At 55.0% G+C, this 22,389-nt stretch carries 24 protein-coding genes and 1 tRNA gene; 14 read left to right on the top strand and 11 right to left on the bottom strand.

The window, feature by feature from the left end; translation table 11 throughout:
• Nucleotides 1-122: 122 nt before the first annotated feature.
• Nucleotides 123-1,139, top strand: a complete 1,017-nt coding sequence (locus tag DK507_RS00735; RefSeq protein ID WP_162558831.1) for a hypothetical protein — start codon at nucleotides 123-125, stop codon at nucleotides 1,137-1,139.
• An 80-nt stretch (nucleotides 1,140-1,219) separates the two neighbouring features.
• On the opposite strand, the gene rpsT is transcribed toward DK507_RS00735, so the two are convergent.
• Entirely contained in the window at nucleotides 1,220-1,483 is a 264-nt protein-coding gene (gene rpsT, locus DK507_RS00740; protein WP_108811207.1) for a 30S ribosomal protein S20, read from the bottom strand.
• Nucleotides 1,484-1,610: 127 nt separating this feature from the next.
• Nucleotides 1,611-2,423: a bifunctional DNA-formamidopyrimidine glycosylase/DNA-(apurinic or apyrimidinic site) lyase gene (gene mutM / locus DK507_RS00745; protein ID WP_109354796.1), complete on the bottom strand. Its 813-nt coding sequence runs from the start codon at nucleotides 2,421-2,423 to the stop codon at nucleotides 1,611-1,613.
• A gap of 146 nt (nucleotides 2,424-2,569) precedes the next feature.
• Between mutM and DK507_RS00750 the strand changes: the two genes are divergently transcribed.
• From DK507_RS00750 to DK507_RS00775, 6 genes are all read left to right on the top strand, one after another.
• A complete protein-coding gene (locus tag DK507_RS00750) occupies nucleotides 2,570-3,307 on the top strand; it encodes a class I SAM-dependent methyltransferase (protein ID WP_109354120.1) in 738 nt (245 codons plus the stop codon).
• 13 nt (nucleotides 3,308-3,320) lie between these two features.
• On the top strand, nucleotides 3,321-4,886 hold the full coding sequence (ubiB, locus tag DK507_RS00755) for a 2-polyprenylphenol 6-hydroxylase (RefSeq protein ID WP_109354121.1): 1,566 nt from the start codon (nucleotides 3,321-3,323) through the stop codon (nucleotides 4,884-4,886).
• A complete protein-coding gene (locus DK507_RS00760; RefSeq protein WP_109354122.1) occupies nucleotides 4,883-6,154 on the top strand; it encodes a phosphopantothenate--cysteine ligase family flavoprotein in 1,272 nt (423 codons plus the stop codon). The genes ubiB and DK507_RS00760 overlap by 4 nt, the downstream gene beginning before the upstream one ends.
• A gap of 7 nt (nucleotides 6,155-6,161) precedes the next feature.
• Nucleotides 6,162-6,608: a dUTP diphosphatase gene (gene dut / locus DK507_RS00765; protein WP_109354123.1), complete on the top strand. Its 447-nt coding sequence runs from the start codon at nucleotides 6,162-6,164 to the stop codon at nucleotides 6,606-6,608.
• A gap of 28 nt (nucleotides 6,609-6,636) precedes the next feature.
• The gene (locus tag DK507_RS00770) at nucleotides 6,637-7,419 is read left to right on the top strand and encodes a molybdopterin-synthase adenylyltransferase MoeB (protein WP_109354125.1); all 783 of its coding nucleotides are present in this window, start codon (nucleotides 6,637-6,639) and stop codon (nucleotides 7,417-7,419) included.
• Nucleotides 7,420-7,486: 67 nt separating this feature from the next.
• Complete coding sequence (locus tag DK507_RS00775; RefSeq protein ID WP_109354126.1) at nucleotides 7,487-7,897, top strand: MAPEG family protein; 411 nt, start codon at nucleotides 7,487-7,489, stop codon at nucleotides 7,895-7,897.
• On the opposite strand, the gene DK507_RS00780 is transcribed toward DK507_RS00775, so the two are convergent.
• Complete coding sequence (locus tag DK507_RS00780) at nucleotides 7,894-8,232, bottom strand: GFA family protein (RefSeq protein ID WP_109354127.1); 339 nt, start codon at nucleotides 8,230-8,232, stop codon at nucleotides 7,894-7,896. The two genes, DK507_RS00775 and DK507_RS00780, sit on opposite strands and share 4 nt — an antisense overlap.
• Nucleotides 8,233-8,246: 14 nt before the next feature.
• On the bottom strand, nucleotides 8,247-8,951 hold the full coding sequence (locus DK507_RS00785) for an NAD-dependent deacylase (protein ID WP_109354128.1): 705 nt from the start codon (nucleotides 8,949-8,951) through the stop codon (nucleotides 8,247-8,249).
• Nucleotides 8,952-9,070: 119 nt separating this feature from the next.
• On the opposite strand from DK507_RS00785, the gene dapB reads away from it, so the two are divergent.
• The 5 genes from dapB (at nucleotide 9,071) to DK507_RS00810 (ending at nucleotide 12,357) form a co-directional block, all read left to right on the top strand.
• Nucleotides 9,071-9,805: a 4-hydroxy-tetrahydrodipicolinate reductase gene (dapB, locus tag DK507_RS00790; protein ID WP_109354129.1), complete on the top strand. Its 735-nt coding sequence runs from the start codon at nucleotides 9,071-9,073 to the stop codon at nucleotides 9,803-9,805.
• A 37-nt stretch (nucleotides 9,806-9,842) separates the two neighbouring features.
• The gene (locus DK507_RS00795; RefSeq protein ID WP_109354130.1) at nucleotides 9,843-11,039 is read left to right on the top strand and encodes a M48 family metallopeptidase; all 1,197 of its coding nucleotides are present in this window, start codon (nucleotides 9,843-9,845) and stop codon (nucleotides 11,037-11,039) included.
• Nucleotides 11,036-11,674: an endonuclease III gene (gene nth / locus DK507_RS00800; protein WP_109354132.1), complete on the top strand. Its 639-nt coding sequence runs from the start codon at nucleotides 11,036-11,038 to the stop codon at nucleotides 11,672-11,674. Before DK507_RS00795 ends, nth begins: the two co-directional genes overlap by 4 nt.
• A 109-nt stretch (nucleotides 11,675-11,783) precedes the next feature.
• On the top strand, nucleotides 11,784-12,200 hold the full coding sequence (locus DK507_RS00805) for a hypothetical protein (RefSeq protein ID WP_109354133.1): 417 nt from the start codon (nucleotides 11,784-11,786) through the stop codon (nucleotides 12,198-12,200).
• 80 nt (nucleotides 12,201-12,280) lie between these two features.
• Nucleotides 12,281-12,357: transfer RNA gene (locus tag DK507_RS00810), tRNA-Arg, on the top strand.
• A gap of 292 nt (nucleotides 12,358-12,649) precedes the next feature.
• Here DK507_RS00810 and DK507_RS00815 read toward each other — a convergent pair.
• Both DK507_RS00815 and DK507_RS00820 read right to left on the bottom strand, forming a co-directional pair.
• Nucleotides 12,650-13,225, bottom strand: coding sequence for an LCCL domain-containing protein (locus tag DK507_RS00815; RefSeq protein WP_109354134.1), 576 nt, complete (start codon nucleotides 13,223-13,225; stop codon nucleotides 12,650-12,652).
• Between the two features lie 221 nt (nucleotides 13,226-13,446).
• A complete protein-coding gene (locus tag DK507_RS00820) occupies nucleotides 13,447-13,902 on the bottom strand; it encodes a nuclear transport factor 2 family protein (RefSeq protein ID WP_109354136.1) in 456 nt (151 codons plus the stop codon).
• 110 nt (nucleotides 13,903-14,012) lie between these two features.
• On the opposite strand from DK507_RS00820, the gene DK507_RS00825 reads away from it, so the two are divergent.
• Nucleotides 14,013-14,609 carry a TetR/AcrR family transcriptional regulator gene (locus tag DK507_RS00825; RefSeq protein ID WP_162558832.1) on the top strand — a complete coding sequence of 199 codons (597 nt, stop codon included), beginning with the start codon at nucleotides 14,013-14,015 and terminating at the stop codon, nucleotides 14,607-14,609.
• 22 nt (nucleotides 14,610-14,631) lie between these two features.
• Here DK507_RS00825 and DK507_RS00830 read toward each other — a convergent pair whose 3' ends face one another.
• From DK507_RS00830 to DK507_RS00840, 3 genes are read right to left on the bottom strand one after another with little or no spacing between them, the layout of a single operon-like run.
• The gene (locus DK507_RS00830; RefSeq protein ID WP_109354138.1) at nucleotides 14,632-17,064 is read right to left on the bottom strand and encodes a TonB-dependent receptor; all 2,433 of its coding nucleotides are present in this window, start codon (nucleotides 17,062-17,064) and stop codon (nucleotides 14,632-14,634) included.
• Nucleotides 17,048-18,061 (bottom strand): FecR domain-containing protein, encoded by a 1,014-nt coding sequence (locus tag DK507_RS00835; protein WP_109354140.1) that lies wholly within the window; start codon nucleotides 18,059-18,061, stop codon nucleotides 17,048-17,050. The genes DK507_RS00830 and DK507_RS00835 overlap by 17 nt, the downstream gene beginning before the upstream one ends.
• A gap of 48 nt (nucleotides 18,062-18,109) precedes the next feature.
• Nucleotides 18,110-18,622 carry an RNA polymerase sigma factor gene (locus DK507_RS00840; RefSeq protein ID WP_109354143.1) on the bottom strand — a complete coding sequence of 171 codons (513 nt, stop codon included), beginning with the start codon at nucleotides 18,620-18,622 and terminating at the stop codon, nucleotides 18,110-18,112.
• Between the two features lie 343 nt (nucleotides 18,623-18,965).
• On the opposite strand from DK507_RS00840, the gene DK507_RS00845 reads away from it, so the two are divergent.
• On the top strand, nucleotides 18,966-19,358 hold the full coding sequence (locus DK507_RS00845; RefSeq protein WP_109354144.1) for a hypothetical protein: 393 nt from the start codon (nucleotides 18,966-18,968) through the stop codon (nucleotides 19,356-19,358).
• Nucleotides 19,359-19,380: 22 nt separating this feature from the next.
• On the opposite strand, the gene DK507_RS00850 is transcribed toward DK507_RS00845, so the two are convergent.
• Both DK507_RS00850 and DK507_RS00855 read right to left on the bottom strand, forming a co-directional pair.
• Nucleotides 19,381-19,836, bottom strand: a complete 456-nt coding sequence (locus DK507_RS00850; RefSeq protein ID WP_109354145.1) for a (2Fe-2S)-binding protein — start codon at nucleotides 19,834-19,836, stop codon at nucleotides 19,381-19,383.
• Between the two features lie 14 nt (nucleotides 19,837-19,850).
• Entirely contained in the window at nucleotides 19,851-22,235 is a 2,385-nt protein-coding gene (locus tag DK507_RS00855; RefSeq protein WP_174209004.1) for a molybdopterin cofactor-binding domain-containing protein, read from the bottom strand.
• Nucleotides 22,236-22,389 lie beyond the last annotated feature (154 nt).

Raw genomic sequence — 22,389 nt, forward strand, 5'->3', positions numbered from 1 at the left:
CAGTATGTCGTTTTACACCAAGATACGAATCGACCGATATTATTTGGAGACGAGCCACCATAATGTTAGGTGGAGCGGACGATAAGATTTCGCAGGGTTGTTCAGAAGAGTATTATAGCGACATGGGTCAAACGACAGATGATGATATTTGGGGCGGGCAGATATTATTGGTTTCTGACGATGCGCACCTACAGGCCCTTTACACCCATGCCATAGAATTGCTTGGCGGGCGGTGTGCGCCGCTACCGATAGACGCTCCGGATGAAGAATTTGCCGAACGACTTAATGTGGCCGCCATTGTTATTCAGATTACCGAATGGAATGAGGCACAGGCCGAAGCCTTGGGAAGGGTTGAGCGCTTTTGTGAGGCATCAAGTCTACCGATGCTGATTCGCACAGATCTGGACTTGCTAGACTCGACCTTGGCTGCAGTCGAATATCCCCATGTGGAACACCTGCTAAGCGACAGCGTGGCAGAGCTATTTGTCTCCCTTGAACACAGAACCAAACGATCGATCAGCAGTCTTTTTGCCGACCGGGACGAAATAGATCTGGCGGATCTCAAGAAAATTTCGGCTGATGTGGAGCGCATTGCCAGGGCGCTGGTCAAATTATCCGGGCCGGATCAATCGGGCAGCGACAGGGATCTAATCGGCAACCCTTTTCACGAGCGGGATGAAGATACAAAGCTGGCCGATCCTCCGGTCAGTTTCAAACCGATGCGACCATCAACCCCGCCAACTACAGAGGCAGGCGGGGAAACCGATAATCAGGCTGTTAGCCTTTCTCGGCCAATATCAGCGGATGAAGTACGCGGTCTGATCAAAGCGAGACGGCTTAGGGATCAGTATTTTGATGCAGAACTGTTTGCCGACCCGGCATGGGATATGTTGCTGGACCTGATGGCAGCGCGGTTGGAAGGCACCAAGGTTGCGGTTTCCAGCCTATGTATTGCCGCAAGCGTGCCGCCAACAACCGCCCTGCGCTGGATTAAGACAATGACCGAAGAAGAGATTTTCCTGCGCAAGGCCGACGAACAAGATGGCCGGCGGATATTTATTGAGCTTAGCGATGAAGCAACGGCCGGGATGGTCGGGTTTTTCGCGATGATTCGGCGCAGCGGACTGATGCTAATCTGATTCAGACAAAAGAAAACCCGCCGAAAATCAGGCGGGTGATTCTTTTTTAGGAAATCTGTCCGGCCGTGGCCGAGACCACATTATCCCAGCGCAGCGACCCGTTTTGTCAGGCGGCTGAATTTCCGAGATGCTGTATTCTTGTGGAACACACCGCGCGCCACGCCGCGTGCCAATTCCGGCTGAACTGCGGCAAGTGCGGTGGTCGCGGCGGCTTTATCGCCTGCTTCCAAAGCAGCTTCAACGGATTTGATCTTCGTACGAATCTGGCTCACGCGGTTCTTGTTAATGACCGTGCGGCGCTCGTTGCGACGGATACGTTTCTTTGCTTGCGGCGTATTAGCCATGAAATTTCCTCAAAACTGAAATGCTGGGTAGCCGCCGATTACATACGCAACCTCGGCTCAAGTCGGCGGTCATTAGCTTCCTAGATGATTCCCGTCAATAGCTTAGTCAAACAGCCGCAACGGCCCTTCAGCTCTGGCATTTTCGACAGTAAAAGGTGGATCGACCACTGTCGACCTTACGCAAGACAGCGCCACCGCACGCGCAATCCTCTCCTTCACGGCCATATACAAGCCATTCCTTGGCAAAATAACCCAGTTCCCCGTCCGGTTGGACGAAATCTCGCAACGACGATCCGCCAGCGGCAATAGCCGATGCCAACACCTGTTTGATCGCCACGACCAGCTTGTCATAGCGGCGCTTCGAGATTCCGCCCCCCATCCGGCTTGGCAAAATCCCTGCCATATGCAGCGCCTCGCACACATAAATATTGCCCAGCCCTGCGACATTGCGTTGATCGAGCAATAGTTGTTTGATTGGTGCTTTGCGGTCCCTGGTAACCGCTTTGAGATAGGAGCCGGTAAAATCATCCCCCAAAGGTTCCGGCCCCATCGCCGCAAACGGTCCATATTGGCCCATGTCCTCCAACCGAATCAGATCCAGCGAGCCAAAGCGGCGTGGATCATTAAGCACCAACCGCCGGTCCTCTTCGGTTTCCAACACCAGATGATCGTGCTTCTCCAGCTCCGCCGGATCAATCCGCCACCGCCCCGACATGCCCAGATGAAAGATCATCACGTCCCCGCGATCCGTCTCGATCAAACCGTATTTGGCGCGGCGCGCAAGTTGCGTCACTCTTGCTCCCGTCATCCGCTGGCGCAGATCGGTCGGGATGGGACGGCGCAAATCAGCCCGGCGTGGCTCGACCAGAGTAAGCCTTTTACCCTCCAATACCGGCCGCAAACCGGCGACGGTTGTCTCAACTTCTGGTAATTCTGGCATCATGACTCTCAAAATATCGCAATATCGCTCTGTTCAGCAGCTACAGGGTGATTGCAGTGCTGCCAAGCGTCGTCTAATGCTTGTCATTGAAAATAGCGCCCGGACAGATTCCGGGGACTGATTCCAAAGATACGAGCAACCAGTATATGATCGAAACCAAGACAGTCTCCTTCGGCTATGAAGAGGTGGATGAAGACGAAAAGGTGGGCCGTGTCGGTCAAGTCTTCTCCAATGTTGCCAGCAAATATGATGTGATGAACGATGCCATGAGTGCAGGCACACATCGATTGTGGAAGGATCGCTTTGTTCGCCGCGTGAAGCCGCGTGAAGGCGAAGAGATACTCGATATGGCTGGCGGCACCGGAGATATCGCCTTTCGTATGGTCGACAGCGGAGCCAATATAACGGTAGCTGATATCAATCCGGATATGCTGTCAGAAGGACTCGACCGCGCAATAAAAAAGGGCGAAGGCCGCTTGGTCTGGAGCGAACAGAATGCGGAGGAGCTCAATTTCCCCGATGCCCATTTTGACGCTTACACAATTGTCTTCGGCATCCGCAATGTAACCCATATCGAAAAAGCGCTTGCTGAAGCACACAGGGTCTTGCGTTATGGTGGGCGTTTCTATTGCATGGAATTTTCCAAGACGCTGTGGCCAGGGTTTGACAAGATTTATGATTTTTACTCGCATCGTGTCCTACCCAAAATCGGCAAGGCCGTGGCAAATGATGAAGACAGTTATCGTTATCTTGCCGAATCCATCGACCGGTTCCCGCCGATGGAGAAATTTCGCGGCATGATCGAAGATGCTGGTTTTGGCCAGACGAAGGTTGAGCCGATGATGGGCGGCCTTGTTGCTATCCACAGCGGTTGGAAAGTCTGAGCACCTATCTAACATGACATCATCCCGAACCCATATCTTTCGCTTGCTCAAATGGGGTCGTACCCTCGCCAAACATGGCGCGCTGCGCGACATTGAGAAGCACAAAGCAACACCGCCGCAGGTCCGGCGCCTGTGCCGTTTCGCGCGCTTGGGCACAATCCAGCCCAAGACACCAAATTATTCCGCTGCTTTGCAGGCCATTGGTCCTGCAGCGATCAAGCTTGGCCAGACATTGGCAACACGGCCGGACATTATCGGCGAAGAAGCCGCCCGGGACCTGTTACAGTTGCAGGATAATCTGCCGCCCGTTGCTTTTGACAAGATCAAGGATGAAATTGAAGCGAGCCTCGGCAAGCCCATCAACGCGCTCTACAGTGATATTGATCCCGAGCCGGTGGGCGCCGCCTCTATCGCACAGGTCCATCGCGCGACCACGATCGAAGGCAAAGCAGTTGCGGTTAAGGTGCTGCGACCCGGCATTATAAAGAAATTTACCGCCGATATTGAAACCTATGAATGGGCGGCGGCTCATCTTGAAGCAATGGGCGGAGAAGCAAAACGGCTGCGTCCACAGCTGGTCATCGCCAATTTCCGGCGCTGGACAATGCGCGAGCTGGATCTCCGCCGCGAAGCCGCATCGGCATCAGAGCTTGATGAGCATATGGCCAATGTCGAACAGTTTGAAATACCGGCCATTGACTGGGACCGGACATCGGGCCGGGTTCTGACGCTCGATTGGGTCGATGGCATCAAGATCTCTCGGCGTGACGATCTGATCGCCGCCGGTCATGATTTGAACGATATAGCCAACCGGCTGGTCCACACGTTCCTGAAACAGGCGATTGAGGCCGGTTATTTCCACGCTGATATGCATCAGGGAAATTTGTTCGTGAAAGCCGATGGTACTATTGTAGCCATCGATTTCGGCATCATGGGCCGCATCAATCGCAAAGCACGCTTCTGGCTGGCAGAGATTTTGTATGGATTGACCACAGGTAATTATAAGCGTGTGGCCGAAATCCATTTTGAAGCACAATATGTGCCCGATCATCACAATATGGAGGATTTTGCCACCGCACTTCGCGCTGTGGGCGAACCGATGCGCGGCAAACCTGTTAGCGAGCTTTCTGTCGGCGACATGCTCGACGGCCTGTTCGCTATTACCCGGGATTTTGACATGGAGACGCAGCCGCATCTGCTGCTACTTCAGAAAACCATGGTTATGGTCGAAGGCATAGCGACCGACCTTAATCCCGGAATCAATATGTGGGATGCCAGCGGGCCTTATGTGAAAAACTGGATCCGCGGTGAACTGGGGCCAGAGGCCGCGATTGCCGACCGGATCAATTCGGATATGGATACGTTGATGATGCTGCCCGACATTGTCCGGCGACTGGATCAACAACTGCCCCGCCAAGGCGGCGCCCCGCCGCCACCGCCCGTGGCGGAAGTGGAATTGTTCTGGGAGCGCCGCAAGCCAGGCAGTGGCGGCGGATTTTGGCGTTATGCCTTGACCGCTGTTATAGCCGCATCAGCGGGTGCAGGCGCGCTGTGGATGTGGGGACAAAGCTGGCTATGACAAAACCCAAACATATCCTGCTGATCATAGGCGGCGGCATCGCCGCTTATAAGGCCAGCGAGTTGATCCGGCTCATCCGTAAGGCCGGGATGACCGTGCGCTGTGTTCTGACTGAGTCGGGCGCACAATTTGTTACGCCGATGACCTTGGCTGCACTCTCCGAAAATGAAGTGCACACAACGCTTTGGTCGTTGAAGGACGAGACGGAGATGGGTCACATCCAATTGTCCCGCGAAGCCGATTTGGTCGTAGTCTGTCCGGCGACCGCCAATCTGATGGCCAAGATGGCAGGCGGCGTTGCGGATGACCTGGCGACAACTTTATTGCTGGCAACCGATACGCAGGTGCTGGCCGTACCGGCAATGAACGTACGCATGTGGGACCATCCGGCGACCCAGCGCAACATTGAACAACTCCGCGCCGACGACATTATTGTTATGCCACCGGATGAAGGCGATATGGCTTGCGGTGAATTCGGTCCAGGTCGCTTGCCCGAACCGCCAGCGGTGATGGAAGAAATCAAGCGAAATCTTGGCGGCGATGATAGCCCATCTGCCCTCATCGGTGAGAATGAACTTGGTCGCAATCCGCTGGAAGGACAGCCTGCTTTTGCGCCTGATCAGCATCGACCGCTCCACGGCAAGCATGTGCTTGTAACCGCAGGCCCGACACGCGAACCTATTGATCCGGTGCGCTATATTGCCAACAGGTCATCCGGTCGTCAGGGTTTTGCCATTGCCGCAGCCGCAGCCGCAGCCGGTGCGCAGGTGACATTGGTGGCGGGTCCGGTCCACCTGCCAACCCCTGCGGGCGTAATGCGAGTAGATGTGGAAACCGCATTGGAAATGGAAGCCGCCGTGCATGATGTCTTGCCTGCCGACATTGCGATCATGGTAGCCGCTGTCGCTGACTGGCGGTCAGATGCGCGCGCGGATCAGAAAATCAAGAAGCAAAAGGGCGATGACCCAGCACCGCTCGCACTGGTTGAGAACCCGGATATATTGGCGGGCCTGGCACAGCATGACAAGCGTCCTGGTTTGCTGATAGGTTTTGCTGCCGAAACCGAGAAAATCGAAGAGCATGCGCGTGCGAAGCTCGCCAAAAAAGGCTGCGACTGGATCGTCGCCAATGATGTATCCGGCGACGTTATGGGCGGCGCAGAAAACAGCGTTCATATTGTCACCGAAAATGGCACCGAAATCTGGGAACGCCTTCCCAAGCCAGAAGTCGCCCGGCGGCTGGTGAACAAGATCATTGAAGAAATTTGAGGTACGAATGTTTGAACCGATCGAGATAGCCGTGAAAAGGTTGGATGGGGCGGGCGATCTGCCTTTACCCGGTTATGAAACCAGCGGCTCTGCTGGCATGGATGTGCGTGCAGCCGAAGCAACCACTATCGCACCAGGAAAACGCGTTCTGGTCGGCACCGGATTCGCCTTCGCTATACCGGAAGGTTATGAAGTGCAGGTGCGTCCCCGCTCGGGACTGGCATTGAAAAAGGGTATATCCGTCCTCAATACGCCGGGAACGATCGACAGCGACTATCGCGGAGAAATCAAGGTAATCTTGGCCAATCTGGGCGAAGAAGATTTTGTCATCGAACGAGGCGACCGGATCGCGCAGATCGTCGTAGCGCCTGTACAACGCGGGAACCTGATAGAAGTCGATAGTCTGGATGAAACTGCACGGGGTTCTGGCGGTTTTGGTTCTACCGGTGTATGAATTCTGACATGGCGGCTTTCGTTAAACAATGACCGACCTGACTGACGAACAGCTTGATCGGTATGCCCGCCATATTGTCCTGAGAGACATTGGCGGCATTGGTCAGAAGAAAATTCTCAATGCGCACATACTAATCATCGGGGCAGGCGGTATTGGCTGTCCTGCGATACAGTATCTCGCGGCTGCAGGCGTTGGCGCTTTGACGATCGTTGATGATGATGTGGTGTCCTTGTCCAACCTTCAGCGGCAGGTTTTGTTTTCGTCAGAGGACATTGGATTGCCAAAAGTCGATGTTGCTGAAAGTTCCGCGCAACGGATAAATCCGGAAGTATTAATAAAAGTGATTAATCAACGCCTTACCGCGCAGCATTTTTCCGATGATGCTGCAGCATTTTTTGGCCAGTTTGATGCCATATTGGACGGATCCGACAATTATCAGACGCGGCTTCTGGTGTCGGACTATTCCATAGCGCACCGTGTCCCGCTGGTATCAGCCGCGATCGGGCAGTTTCAGGGGCAGCTTGGCGTTTTTCGCGGATGGGAAGCAGACAAGCCCTGCTACCGATGCTTCGTCGGCGATGCGCTAGACCCGGATGATTGCGACAACTGTTCGGAAGTTGGCGTATTGGGGGCGATGGTAGGCCTGATGGGCAGCTTTGCCGCCATGGAAGCGATCCGGGTGGTTACCGGCTTTGGCGATGACCCGGCTGGCAAACTGCAATTGTTTGACGGACTTAAGCCTTCGATGCGCAGCATCAATCTGCCGAAGGATCCGGAATGTAAAAGCTGCGGAACGACGCCCGAAAGCTAGCAACTGGGCAACCAATTGCCTTTCTTCCGATATTGCGCAATGATTGCGGGTAACAGGGGAGAAAATCATGACATTACCAGTAACTGCCTTAACCGCCGCCATCTGCGCTTTGCTGATGATATATCTGATGTTCAGGGTTATCGGTCAGAGACTGCGCACCGAAACCGGATTTGGCGCAGGCAGCGACCCGAAAATGGACATGGTCCGCGGCTGTCATTCCAATTTGATGGAGAATGCACCCATCGCGATATTGTTGCTCGCTTTGCTCGAAATGACCAATGCCCATCATTGGACCCTTACCGGACTGGCTGCACTTTTTCTGATTGCGCGTGTGATTCACATCTATGGCATGTATCAACATTTCGCGGACAAAACCGTTCGGTTTCGCCAGCTTGGCGTTATGGGCTCGACACTGTCCATTCTCGCAATGGCTCTTTGGGTGATCTATCTGTTCGTGACGGTCAATCTGCTGAACTAAAAGCTCGCCCCATCCACTTCGCGGACTGGCAGGTGCTGCCAGTCGGCCGGCTCGAATATACGCATGTTCACTGCCATCCGGTCAGGCGGCGCCGTGCGCGGCGTCCAATGGGTATGCGACCCGCAGCGCTTGCAATTCCACAGCGTGATCATCCTGTCACCTTGCACATAGCTGTTCAGCATTTCCGGCTGCGCATCAATTGTGACCACTTCCGGATCCCAAAAACCGCCGCGCCAGCCGCTTTTCCGGCACAGCGAACAATTGCACTGGATGGTCTCTTTTGGCGGTGACGGCACCGTGATCTGCACCGCCCCGCAATGACATTGCCCTTTCATTTCAGTCCCTTATTTCAGCCATCGTTCAACACATCCTCAACCCATGTGGGTACCAGTTCCCCAGCCTTGCCCATACGGCTTTCATCAAAGTAGAGGCTGCCATCCGACGGATCCAAATTCATTTCTAGCGTCTGCGCGCCGTAATGAGCCGCCGATCGTACAAATCCAGCCGCCGGATAAACGGCTCCAGAGGTTCCGATGGAAACAAATAAATCACATTGCGCCAGCGCCAGTTCAATCCGTTCCATCTGGTAAGGCATTTCGCCAAACCAGACGATATCGGGCCTGAGCGCAATCTGGTCACAATGGGGACAAGCGGGGCCACTCGATAAATTCTCTGTCACGGCAGAACGCTGCCCACAAGCCAGGCATAGTCCGCTTAACAGCTCACCATGCATATGAACCAGTCGCTGTGATCCCGCGCGGTCATGCAGGTCATCGACATTTTGTGTCACCACCAAAAGGTCACCGCCCCAGTTTGCATCCAGCTTGGCCAGCGCCTTATGGGCGGCATTGGGATTCACGGTCTGCAATTTACTGCGCCGCTCGTCGTAAAATTTCTGGACCAGCGCTGGATCCCGGTGAAACGCCTCTGGCGTCGCGACATCTTCAACCCGGTGTCCTTCCCAAAGGCCATCGGGTCCACGAAAGGTTGCGACGCCGCTTTCGGCGCTAATCCCCGCACCGGTCAGAATGACAATATTGTTTATTTCGCGCATTATTTCTTCTCTTCGTCACCCTGAACTTGTTTCAGGGTCCCCTTATCCACTAAGACAGCTGTTTGACGCAAAGCAGATGCTGAAACAAGTTCAGCATGACGAATGTGGGGTGGGAAGTTATGACATCAATCGGGATTATCGGCAGTCAGGGCCGGATGGGCCATGCCCTTGTGAATGCCATTGGCGAGCAGGAAGAGCTCAGTCACGCCGGCGGCGTAGATCAGGATGACGATTTTGCCGCACTGCTTGCGCAGAGCGATGTGCTGGTCGATTTCTCGGTTCCCGATGGCCTGAGCAATCGCCTTGACCTGTGCGCAGCGGCCGGCAAACCGATGCTGGTTGGTACCACCGGTCTTGAACCCGCGCACCACCTGTCGATTGATGCAGCTGCGAAGACTGTTCCCGTGCTGCAGACCGGCAATACCTCACTGGGCGTCAATATGCTGGCGGCCCTGGTGAAAGAGGCTGCGGCACGCCTGGGCGATGACTGGGACATTGAAATTGTTGAAATGCATCACCGGCATAAAGTCGATGCGCCATCCGGCACCGCGATCCTGCTCGGTGAAGCAGCTGCCAAGGGGCGCGGGGTTGATCTGAACGATCATAGCGAGCGCGGCCGGGACGGGCAGACCGGCGCCCGGGCCAAAGGGGCTATCGGCTTTGCATCGCTGCGCGGTGGATCGGTCGCCGGCGACCATCAGGTAATTTTGGCAACCGATGAAGAACGCATCGAACTGGGCCATCGCGCCGAAAACCGGATGATCTTTGCACGCGGCGCGGTAAAGGCGGCGCTATGGCTGACGCAGCAGCAACCAGGCCGCTATGACATGACCGATATGCTCGGTCTCGACTGACGGAGTTGGCAGCATTGAATATCGGGAGGGAGACATAATGACAGCATTTAATCCGGAGGCGGCAACCGGCACCTATATTGATGGCCTCGGCGCAGACGCGCTGGCCAAGGCCGCCGACTATACCATCGGCAATCACTGGTTGCTGCTTTGGGGCCTGCTGGTTTCCGCGCTGGTCACATGGATCATCGTCCGTACCGGCCTGCTCGACCGGCTGGCTGGTAAGTTATCGGCGCGCGGCTTTGTTGTCCGTACCTGGATCATCTGCGCCGTCTTTTTCCTGATCTCGACAATATTAACGCTACCCTGGACGCTTTATACCGATCATTTCCGGCAACATGCCTATGATCTGTCGAGCCAGCCACTTGGCGATTTTCTTATGCAGGGTGGTATTTCGCTCATCATGTCCGCTATTTTTGGCGGCCTGTTCTTCCTTGGTATCTATGCCCTGATCCGAAAGACCGGGCGGCGCTGGTGGGTCTGGTCCGGCGGCTTGGCGGCAGCAACCATACTTGCTTTGCTGCTACTGGGACCGGTCCTGATAGAGCCTTTGTTCAACGAATATAAACCGCTGCCCGATGGCGAAGTGAAAACCGCGTTGGTGGCCATGGCGGAGGAAGCCGGCATTTCGGAAGACCGCATCTTTGTCTATGATGGTTCCCGCCAGTCGGAGAATTTCACCGCCAATGTGTCTGGCATAGGCGGCTCGGCGCGCATTGCCATTTCTGACGTCGCGCTCACATCCGCTTCCCTTGATGAAGTCAAGGCGGTCACCGGTCATGAGATCGGCCATTATGTCCTCGGCCATGTCTGGCGCTACGCCATCATATTTCCGCTGCTTGCCATTGCGCTCTTTTTCCTCGCCGACCGGCTCTATCTACGCTTTGCAAAGCTGTTCGGCAGCGATGCGGAAATTGGCGATCCACGCGGTCTTCCAGTGCTGATTTTCATTGTTTCGCTATTTTCGCTTCTGGTCCAGCCGATTACCAATGCGCTCACCCGCAGCGGCGAGCGTGAGGCTGATGCCTATTCGCTCGAAACTGCGCAGCTTCCCGATGCGCTGGCCAGTGCGCTCGTAAAGACTGCCGAATATCGCTACGCCCGCCCGCATCCAGTGCAGGAGATGATCTTCTATACCCATCCATCGGTCGAGAAACGCGTGTGTAACGCGATGGAATGGAAAGCGGCGAACATGGCCCGCACTAAGTCAGCGGCAGAAACGCAAAGCACGCCATGAAAAAAGACGATATCTTCGAATTTTATTCACGGCTGGCGGCGGATAACCCGTCGCCGGAGACAGAGCTGAACTACGGTAACGTCTATCAACTGGTGGTCGCGGTGGCCCTGTCGGCGCAATCCACCGATATTGGCGTGAACAAGGCGACGCGGCTATTGTTTGAACAGGTCAAGACGCCAGGGCAGATGGTCGATCTGGGTCTTGATGGCCTGAAAGAGCATATCAAGACGATCGGGCTTTATAATACCAAAGCGAAAAACGTTATCGCGCTGTCCGAGTTGCTGATCGCCGACTATGGCGGAGAGGTACCAGCGGATCGGGATGAGTTGACCAAGTTGCCCGGCGTGGGGCGCAAGACCGCCAATGTCGTCATGAACTGCGCCTTTGGTGCCGAGACGTTTGCTGTCGATACTCATATTTTCCGGGTCGGCAATCGCACCGGACTGGCGCCGGGCAAAACCGTATTGGCCGTCGAGAAAAAGCTTGAAAAGCAAACCCCGAGTCCATTCCGCGTCCATGCCCATCATTGGCTGATCCTGCACGGCCGCTATATCTGCAAGGCACGCAAACCGGAATGCTGGCGCTGTCCGGTTATCGACCTGTGCCGCTTCAAAAAGAAAACGCCCGCTCCCTGATCGAAACGGCCTGACCCGTCCATGGCGCAGACTACCGTTCAGCTTTCAGAAACCCTGAGAGGCGTATTTTTTCCGAGATGGGTCAATTTTGAATATTAGGAGAAATCTAATGAAACTATTAGTTCCGGCCCTGATCGGTGCCGCCCTAACCGTCGCTGGAGCCGCTTATGCAGGCGAGAAGCGGTCGAAAGACGATAAATTCATCATCGAGAAAGTCGGCGAACCCAAAAGCTGCATCATCCGGTCCCAGATTCGCTCTACCGATGTCATTGATGACCGGACGATCGATTTCAAAATGCGCAACGGCGATATCTATCGCAACACCCTGCCCAACAAATGCAGCGGACTGCGTTTTGAGGAGGCCTTTTCCTATCGCACGTCCACCAACCGGCTGTGCAACGTCGATATCATCCGCGTGCTGGACAGCACCGCCGGACGTATAGAGACCCGCAGTGCCTGTGGTTTGGGGAAATTTCAGGAAATCACCAAGACCAAGCGCGAAAAGGTGGAAAAGAACGAAAGCTGAAATAGCGCTGTTTCTGCAAAATTAGTGATTGGCAAAGCGGCCCGCCCGCTGCTAAGCGCTCTGTCGGTATCTGATACCCGGCACCCGTAGCTCAGCTGGATAGAGCGCTGCCCTCCGAAGGCAGAGGCCAGAGGTTCGAATCCTCTCGGGTGCGCCAGGTTTTTCTATATATTTTTATATTGTTGGTATTTCCCGGCCATCATCTGGTCGCTCAGCGTGATATTCTCTAGGGCTGCCGGAGCGGGGCCTTTGAGGATCGAAACAGACAGAGAGATATGATCGACCATATGGGTTGCCAGAAGCGAACCGCCTAGCCTAGCGCCCGGATCCAGCCCGAGGCAAATCCGGATCGTCAGACCGTCGTCATCTGAAACAGAGCAACGGTCCAAAAACTTTGGATTCAATCACTTTAAAATGCGGGCGCCCAGATTCAGGCGCCCGCCGGAAACTCAGTTGACAAATACCAGAGTGCGAATTCCGCTGCTTCCGGGCTTTGTTGTGATCCCGTTGCGTGTGCTGCCTTTCAGTTTCACGCTGCCCGCCTCCATGCGCAGGGTCACGTTGCCACCGCCAAAGTCGATCTTGCCCGCATGGACCGCGGCCCGGCAGATCAGAGTGTGGAAGGCATATCGGTCGATCCCGCTGAAGCGGCGCGGCGTCAGGCGGTCCGGTGCAGGCGGGCAATAAAACTTGAAACTATGCCCGGTCTTGTGGCGATCAGCGAGTCCGGTCGCGGTAAATTTGGTGTCCCAGTCGACGTGATGCGCATCGCTGGCCGGAGCCTCACCCAGGCCGCGCTTGCCCCCTGCTGCCGCGACCTCAGCCTCGCCGCCCGACCGGTTCGCGCTACCGATATCGGGCACATCAAGTTTTTCGCGCGCGGTCGATTTGACCTTCGCTTCGACGGCCTTTTTCAGGCCATCGAGAGGCCCAGCCTGTGCTGGTGCCGCCAACGTAAGTGATGCGACAGTCATCGCCAGAATCGTTGTTGGTCGCATGTCGTGATTGAAGAGTGCCTTCGTCATAACCTATTCCTTTTTCAATGTTTCTCAAAGTTTTCGAAGCAATTTAGAACCTGATCGCCAACGCCAACGGGTAGGTGCGACCCAGATTGAATACCGACTATTTTACCGGTTGGCTCACACAAGCAGAACCCGCATCGCCACAGGCGTACTATGCAAAAAAGCCTAAGAACCACTTTGAACTTTGCCCGTAGGTTTGAAGCGGCTCCTGATCAGTTTCCTTGTCAAGAGTCTTGATATCTGGGGTCCAGCCCTTCTCCCCAAGAGCCCATCCATTCACTAAACTGTTCGGCTACTCCGGGATCGTAAACGTCAATCATTCGAGTGATTAACCCGTCTTCATATGAAGCGATTTCCCACAATCCACTTTCGATAGGAGGGGAATCATCTCTTGCGAACCTGACAACACTGTGCACCAGCACCTTGTTCCCTTCTTGCGCGATCATATAATCGCCTACATTTATTTCTCTTTTGCATAACTTATCGAAACCGTCGGTCGCGCGCTTCAAACCAGAGATGAAATTGTCAATTCCCCGGACCTCACAGTGGAAAGATATATTCGAAACTTCGTAAATGACATTTTCCGCGAAGAACGGGCGAAGATTCTGCCAATTGCCACTTTCATATGCAGTCTCAAACATCTCTCTTTGTTCCATAAATTTTTCAATCAGACTCATCATTCTACTCCCAAAATTGATGTTGAGTAACGACCTGCGTTCCTTACATTGACATATCAAGGTAATAAAAGACTACATTGATATGTCAATGTAAATATTCTATGGAGATGCTTATGATCATTGAATCCACGAAAAGAGTGCGTCGAACACCTGCGGATGCGCGCAAGCACATTCTATTCAGTGCGGAAAAGATCATGATTGAACGCGGCATCAAATCTGTCCAAGTGCGCGCCGTTGCACGTGCCGCCGGGATGACTGACGCAGGTATAAACCATCACTTCGGATCTCTGGAAGGCTTACTGGAAGCTCTTTTGAGTGAGGGAGCTCAAAAAGTACGAAAAGCTGTCGATCAGATTGTTTTAGACTGGGTGCAATCAACTCCCAACATCAGTGCCCTAGTTGACGCTATCAGCGGCTTGTATAAAGACGGTTACGCGGAACTTGCCGTGCATCTGCATAAGTCTGGTTGGCAAGAACGGGGCTCGGCATTGTTGGATCCGGTAGTAGAACCTCTATTGTCGATCAACTCCAACCCCAGAACAACTGAAACCGACATTCGTGTGGCCTTGGCTTCTTTACACTTATGGCTCGCCTTTGACCCGCTCTACGGAAGCGAGTTCAGACGGAGTGTGGGCTTGTACAGCGAATCCGATCAGGCGCTTCAATCGGAATGGTGGACGAATGTGTTAGCGGAAATGCTAACGGAATGAGCGATCAATGGTCTGCGGTGACCTAAAATTTGAAATCAAAACCGATGCGAACAGTGCGCGGGCGCAAAGGCGTAAGTTGATCCGCAAAAGGCAATGTGAAGGGAGAGCCTAGACCAAAGCGATTACCCCTGACATTGAAGATGTTGCTGGCCTCCAGCCAGACCGTTCGCGGCCCCAGATCAAGGCTGGCAGACAGGCCGGTGTCCACGACATCACCTTGTTCCACGCCCAGTACCGGACCGATACCAAGCCGCGACTTACCAGTGTACCTGGCCCAGGCAGCGAGCGACAGGTCCGCCTCCTCCGACAGTCTGGTCGCGTAGCTAAGCCCCAGCCGTCCTGAAAAATCAGCGACATTGGGCAGATTGTCACTATCTGCGATCACCGTGCCAGCGGGAAGGTCGGCGACAAGCAGAAACTCCGGATCACCGACGAATATTGTCTCGGCGGGTTGGGTCAAACGGCTGTCTGCCCAGATGGCCGATGCTTCAATCGACAGGCCGGGCAGCGGCCGCCAACTGGCCGATGCATCAATCGTCCAGATCCGCCCGGTCCCGATATTCTCCGTCACGGGAAGGCCGTCATTGTCGATCAGGTCAGCCTGAATATCATTCCATCTGGTATGGGCCAGTGTAATCCCGGCATCAAATCCGGTTTCGCCGCCACTGGTGTAAGACAATCCACCTTCTATCGCCGCAACCTCATCATTGAAAAAGCGCTGCACCATGTCATCACGCACCGCAATGCCGCCTGCTCGAAAACCTTCCTGATAGCGGACATGGCCGGCCAGGCCGTCGGCCAGCCGATAGCGCACACCAACCGACGGCAGAAATGCCGTCTGGTTTCGCTTCGCTTCGTCACTGGCAGCAATCCGGAAACCGGCCGGTGCATCAAGGGTCCTGCCCATCGTCCAGACGTGACTGACACGTCCGCCGGCGTTGACCATCAGGCGATTTGACAAGGGCCAGACGATTTCACCAAAGCCGGTAACCTCATTCACTTCATTTTCTATGCCGCCAATATTGGTTGTGAGAAAACCACCTTCGCGAGCACGCCGAATCTGGTAACGGTTGTTCACCAGGCTTGTGCCGACAAACCAGCTACCACCATTTTCCAGCGACTTTGACAACCGGGTTTCAGACGTGAACAGCTTGATTTTCCCGCGTTGACGGAAAAGCGAGGGGATGGCCGGAAAAGGATCAATCCCCGGTAATGTCGTGTCAAAAGTCTCCGACACCCGCTGGTCGGCATAGCTGACCTCGGACAGGAACTCCAGATCGTCCCAATTTTTACGAACGACCAGCTGCCCCAGAGCAAAGCGGTTGCGATAAGGTTGCGCAAAGGGTGCGGCGCGATCAAGATCATCGCCAAGCCGGTCGGCATATTGACTATCCCGCCCGTCAATTTCCTGCGCTGCCGCCATCAGGTCAATCGACCAGCCCGCACCGGGATCAGCTCTGAGCATGAACCGGCCGCCTATCGTATCCACCTGGTTGACGTCATTCAAACGGCGCAACCGGTCATCGATATAACCGCCTTGACGACCGCCGTAGACAGAAGCGCGTATGCCGACGGATCCTGCGACTACCGGCAAGTTCAAGGTCGCATTTGCATCGACCGATGGATCGCCGTCCTGCGTCGCAGCCACGGCAATGGACGTCTTGCCGCTGACTTCATTCAGCTGCACAGCATTGGGGATCAGGCGAATGACCCCGCCCAAGGTTCCGGCGCCAAAGCGGGTCCCTTGCGGCCCCTGATGAATTTCAATGGCGCTCAGATCAATCATCCGCAAATCCGGATCCGGCGCGTTGTAGTTCAACCGGGCCTCACCCAGATATTGACCGGACACGGCCTGGTTCGGACCGTTGAAACTGGAATCGGCAATGCCCCGGATGAAAAGACGGTTACGACCTGGTCCAAATTGTGTCGAACTAATCGTCGGTATGGTTTCAATCAATGCGTCAGTACCGCGCAACTCAGCCGCTGGACTCATTTCATCCAGTGTCACCGTCTGGAGTATTCCTGGCTGGCCCAAGGCAATATCGCTGTCATTCAGCAGACCTGTAACCACAATATCAGGATTGATTACAGGTGGAAGAGCCGCTCCGATTCCGGCATTTCCGGGAGAAGCGGTCGCAGGGTTCGCACCTTTGCGCACACGCACGATCCGCCAGTGGCGATCATCAACCTGCTCCGGCCTGGTCCCGCTTCCCGCCAGTAACCGTGTCAGAGCTTGGCGAGAGGTCATCCGGCCCTTGATCGGCGGTACCTTTTTCGCACCCATTTGCGGGTCAGACAGTCCGATGCTGATCCCTGCCTGTTGGCCAAGCACAAAAATCGCAGAATCGAGACGACCTGCGGCAATATCTATTTCAACTTTACTGTCGGCATGAGCAGGAGCAGCAATGGCAACACCCAGCACAGCGGCCGGGATCAACTCACGGTACCGCATCATCCCCTATCAATATCCAACCCGTCGCTTGTTTCTCCGCACGCACCCCCAATAAGGCGGCAATCGGTTCCATATCTTCCGGATCGCGGTCTTTTAGCTGTATCACACCGCTAAATGGCCGCGCCGCGATCGCTTCGGATGCTGTGACAGTAACGCCCAGATTCCGATCAAGCGCTTCAGCCACTTCGCCCAACGTCGCTCGGGTAAAGCTCAACTGACCGGTGCGCCAAATTCCGACTTGTTCAATCGCAATATCGGATATGGTCACACGGCTTCTGGATATATCGCGATACAGTCGTTTGCCGGCTGGCAAGCTTACATTCTCTCGCCCGGGATTGTAAATGACCAAACCTTCAGAAACCGCCACATCCAGCGCCTCGTCGCTTTTTAAGACGTTAAACTCAGTACCGGCGTCGACCAGGCGCATTTTTCCGGTGTCGACAATGAACGGATCATCATCATTGTGCACCACCGTGAACAAGGCTTCACCGCGATTGAGCCTGGCATAGCGAGGTTTCTTATGGTCCAGTTCAATACTTGTACCGCCGTTCAGCGTGATTTGACTCCCGTCGGGAAGCGCAACAATTTCTCGCTGACCCGGCTCGGTCATTACATCATAAGGCTGCGGCATCTGGGTCCAGACACCGGCGCTGACAGCGACAACCAGCGATGCGGCAAGCGCCCCGAACATCATACGGCGGCGGTTTGTCTGTCTGGGGGGTAACAGATAGTCGTCATTTGCCGGTTGCTGCGAAATCGGAGTATCCATTTGCCCGTTCTGATCAATTGGCAGGCCTTTTGGCTCTGCTGCCGATGCAACGTCGTCGGATAGCGCCACCAGCCGGTCTTCTGCGGCGAGCGCTTGCTCATAGGCGACATTGTGCCGTGGATCAGCCTCCAGCCAAAGCGTGAAGCCATCCCAGTCGGTAAAATCCGCGTCGCGGGTGCGGATTGCCCAGGCGATCGCCTGTTCCCGGACCATGTCATTCATATCAGCCATAATTTCTTTCCCGGGACATAGACGTCACCACAAGCGGAATCCCGCATGTCATTCGACATCTTCACCCTCCCGCCACCTTGCCAGCGCGCGATAGGCTCTCTGCAGATCTTTCTCCACCGAGCTCAGGCTGATGCCCAGTTCTTCGGCAATCTGCCGCTGGCTAATGCCATCAACCCGAAAACGGCGAAAAACCTCCAGCACACGCGATCCCTCGCTGCCGATTGTTGCTTCGATCTCGGCCAAGCGCTGGCGGGCGATCAGGGCGCGGTCGGGAAGTGGCAGGTCCGAGGCATCACCGGTTCCCCTGTGAACATCGCTCCAGTCATGGTCCCGCTGACGCGAGCGCTGAGCCATGCGGTAGCGGTCGTGCATCAGATTATTCGCCGCGCGATAAAGATAGGGTAGCGGGCTGGCGATATTGCCCTCGTCCATGTCCGATACCCGCAGCCACAGGTCCTGCAATATGTCCTCGGCATTGTCCCTCGCACCGCGCGCGCGCAAAAACCGCAACAATGCGTCACGATGATTGAGGAAAACCGCCTGAAGTTCGTGTTGCGTCATAAGCTGACGAATCTCTGCAATTGGGGGTTGGCGGGCTTTAGTGAATGCATCGATATCATTCCGCAAGCCCGGAGGGATACTATTTTGGACTCTGTTATATCGTATCTTGCAACAGAGTCTTGGATAAAATTTACACATGGATACAGGCAGTTTCAACAGCCTGGAAAATAATTTGGAAAAACTTTGCGGGTTTCGCCAGCCGACAACGTCTCAATTATTGGACCCACCCCGAACCCTGCGGGTCCATTTTCCGAAGTCTTTCCCCGAAGAGTTCGGATCCCGGAGGAAGGTATCAACCTTCCTCCGGCCTATTCGGAAAGTTGGATTGAGTAGGAGTCAGTAAATGATACGCATTGGACTTTTCATGGTGCTGTTCATACTTGCTGGCTGCGCGTCCCCGGAGACCACTGGTCAGATTGCAGACAGATCAGAGATGATTTTCGTACCTCCTGTAGAGGTTTACGAAACGACAGAATGCATCCCGTTGCGTAAGGTGCGTTCCACCAGAGTCATTGATCGTGTCGGCATTGCCTATGAAATGCCCGACCGCAAGGTCTGGCTCAATCGCCCTGAATGGGGGGCATCCATGCTTGATGATGATCTCGTCATGGTGACCAGCACAAATGGCAATATGCTATGCTCCGGGGATATCGTGCGATTTCTGGACAGTTCCCCTGTTGGCTTCCGCAGCGCCATCGCACTGGGGCCATTTATCAGCTATACCCGCAATGAGTAACAGACTTTAATCGATCGCTTGATCAGACCTCAGAAGCCGCTTCCTTGATTGCACGGCGTATGCTCATATAGGTGGCGCATCGACAGATATTGCCGCTCATCGCAGCATCGATATCTTCATCACTGGGACTTGAATTTTCCGTCAGCAGCGCAGTGGCCGCCATGATCTGACCCGACTGGCAATAGCCGCATTGCGGGACATCATTCTTTACCCAAACCTCCCGGATAGCGTCGGCCGCCCGGCCTTGAACACCCTCAATTGTCGTGACCTTTGCACCGTCAAGCGAGTCATGAGCGGTTATGCAGGAGCGCGTCGGCGCGCCATCGACATGCACCGTACAGGCACCGCACTGCGCGACACCACAACCAAATTTGGTGCCGGTCATCTTCAGATGATCCCGCAATACCCAGAGCAACGGCGTACCCGGCGCTGCATCGATGGTTTCGTCTTTTCCGTTGATATTCAGTTTGGTGGCCATGATCAGCTCCTGACTTAAGCGGTTTCTTTTGCGGGCAATGACAATTTGCTTCCGCTCGCGCCGATGATCGGCAATTTCCGGATTCGGTGTCCCGTTGCATTGAATATCGCATTGGTAAGAGCGGGGGCGGCCGGCGGTGTTGCCGGTTCCCCGACGCCGGCCGGTGCGCTGTTTGATTTGACGATTTCGACTTCAAATGCGCGCGGCGCCTCACCCATGCGCAAGACCCGCCATGATGGAAAATTCTCTTGCACCACGGCACCGTCCTTGGCGGTGATTTCTCCAAATAATGCATTGGACAGGCCGTAGATTGTTCCGCCTTCCATCTGCGCCTTGGCATGGCGGGGATTGATCACGGTCCCGGCATCAAGGGCGAGCCAGATACCCGGTATGGTCATGCTTCCGTCCGGACTAACCGCCACTTCGATGACCGTTGCAATATAGGATAGAAAAGAACGGTGGACGGCAATGCCCAGGCCATGACCGGACGGCAAATCACGCCCCCACTTGGCCATATCGGCTGCCATGTTGACGACGTTGGTCAATCGTGCGGTTTCAATCGGATATTCCTCGATCGAGGCATCATAATTGGGGTAGGTGGCGCCCTCATCCCCCGGATCAATAGTGCGTGCATCACCGATCAGTTCAAGCAGATATTCTTTCTGGTCTCGCCCCGCAGCATGTGCCATTTCAGCCGCAAAACTTTGCACCGCAAAGGCGTGGTAGATATTGGAAACAGACCGTAGCCATCCGATCCGCAAATGCCCCTTTGCATTGCCGGATTCCACCTGCAGATTCGGCATGGCAAAGGGGACATCAGTAGCTCCCAGACCCATTTCACCATCTGTCGGTACGTCCATTCCCGGCACGAATGTCGAAGCGATTGGCGGGAATACCGTGCGGTGGAGATAGCTGGTACACCTACCGTTTTCGTCCATACCGGCCTCCAGCCGCTGCGCGCTGACGGAATGGTAATAGCCGTGGCGCACTTCGTCTTCCCTGGTCCAGGTGACTTTGACCGGTTTGCCGACTTCCTTGGCGATCAGTGCGGCCTCGACGACAAAATCCGGTTTGGACTTGCGGCCAAATGCGCCGCCCAGCCATGTCGCGTTAACGGTAATGTTTTCCTTATCGATTTTAAGCAGGTCGGACAGGGTTTGACGTGTCGCTTGCGGGTCCTGCACGCATGCCCAGCATTCCAGTTTGTCACCGTCCCACTGGGCTGTCGCAGCCGGCGGTTCCATGGGCGACTGCGACAAATGCGGTGCGTAATATTCAGCCTCAATTCTGTTTGCTGCGCTCGAAAGGCCAGAGGCTACATTGCCCCGTTTGCGCCGGACAGTGCCTGACCGCTTTGCGGTCTGTTGCATTTGTTCGGCAAAAGCTTCCGAATCATATCCCGCATTCGGTCCGTCGATCCAGTCCACCTCCAGCGCATTACGGCCCTGAATGGCCGCCCATGTATCCTCTGCGACAACGGCTATCCCGCCCAGCACCTGAAACAGGGCCGGTGGTTTGGCATCAGGCAGCTTCACCGTCTGCAGCACGCCGGGAACGGCCAATGTATCTGCATCTCGAACCGCCCCGGTCTTTCCGAATAGCTGCGGCGGGCGCGCAATAACCGCATAGACCATGCCCGGCTTGTCGACATCTATGCCAAATGTCCCTTCACCGCGCGTGATCTGTGGGATGGTCAGAGACGGGATTTCCTTGTTGATATAGCGCCAGTCTTTTGGATCCTTCACCGTGATATCTGCTTCGCCGGGCACTTGCAGTCTGGCGGCAAGCTTGGCGAGATTGCCATAGGACAGGGTATCGCTGTTCTGGCTGTTGCTGACCAGCCCCTGCGAAGCCGAGCATTCGGATGGCTGCATCTTCCAGTACACGGCAGCTGCCTCTGTCAGCATCTGCCGCATCGCAGCGCCGGCGAGTCGAAGGCGATGGAAATTATACCGCACAGAACGGGACCCGTCGGTATTCTGATCGCCATAGCGCTCATGCCCTTCCGCCTGAACGATTTGCACCTTGTCCCAGTCGGCTTCCAGTTCGTCAGCGACAATCTGCGCCATGGAAGTCCAGACTTGCTGGCCCATTTCTGAACGATGACAGGTAATCTTGACGGTGCCGTCTTCTTCAATGGCAATCCACAAGGCCGGCGTTGCATCGCCGCCTTTGACCTCGGTCAGCGGGCTAGGTCCGGCCTCCGGCAGATCAATGGCATCGGGATCAATTTTCGGTTCTTCGTAGCTTGAACAACCGGCTAGCGCGACACCAACGACAAAAAGGCTCGATCCGACCACAAAGCCGCGGCGACTGAGATTCGTAATCGGGAGCGCAGCTTTACCAACCGCGTCGGTTCTTTTCCCACCGGGAATGATCCCGATATCATGCAGAAACATCAATTATCTCCCGGCTGTTTGGCTTCGGTGTCCTCGTCTTCAATATTTTGCCGTTCATCAATTGACAGCATAGTCTCAAATACACGAACGACAAGGCGATCCTTACTTTGGCTTGGATCACGAAATATAACAAAGGTTTGGCTTTGATAAGAAT

Source organism: Sphingorhabdus sp. EL138 (assembly GCF_900258045.1).
GTDB lineage: Bacteria > Pseudomonadota > Alphaproteobacteria > Sphingomonadales > Sphingomonadaceae > Parasphingorhabdus.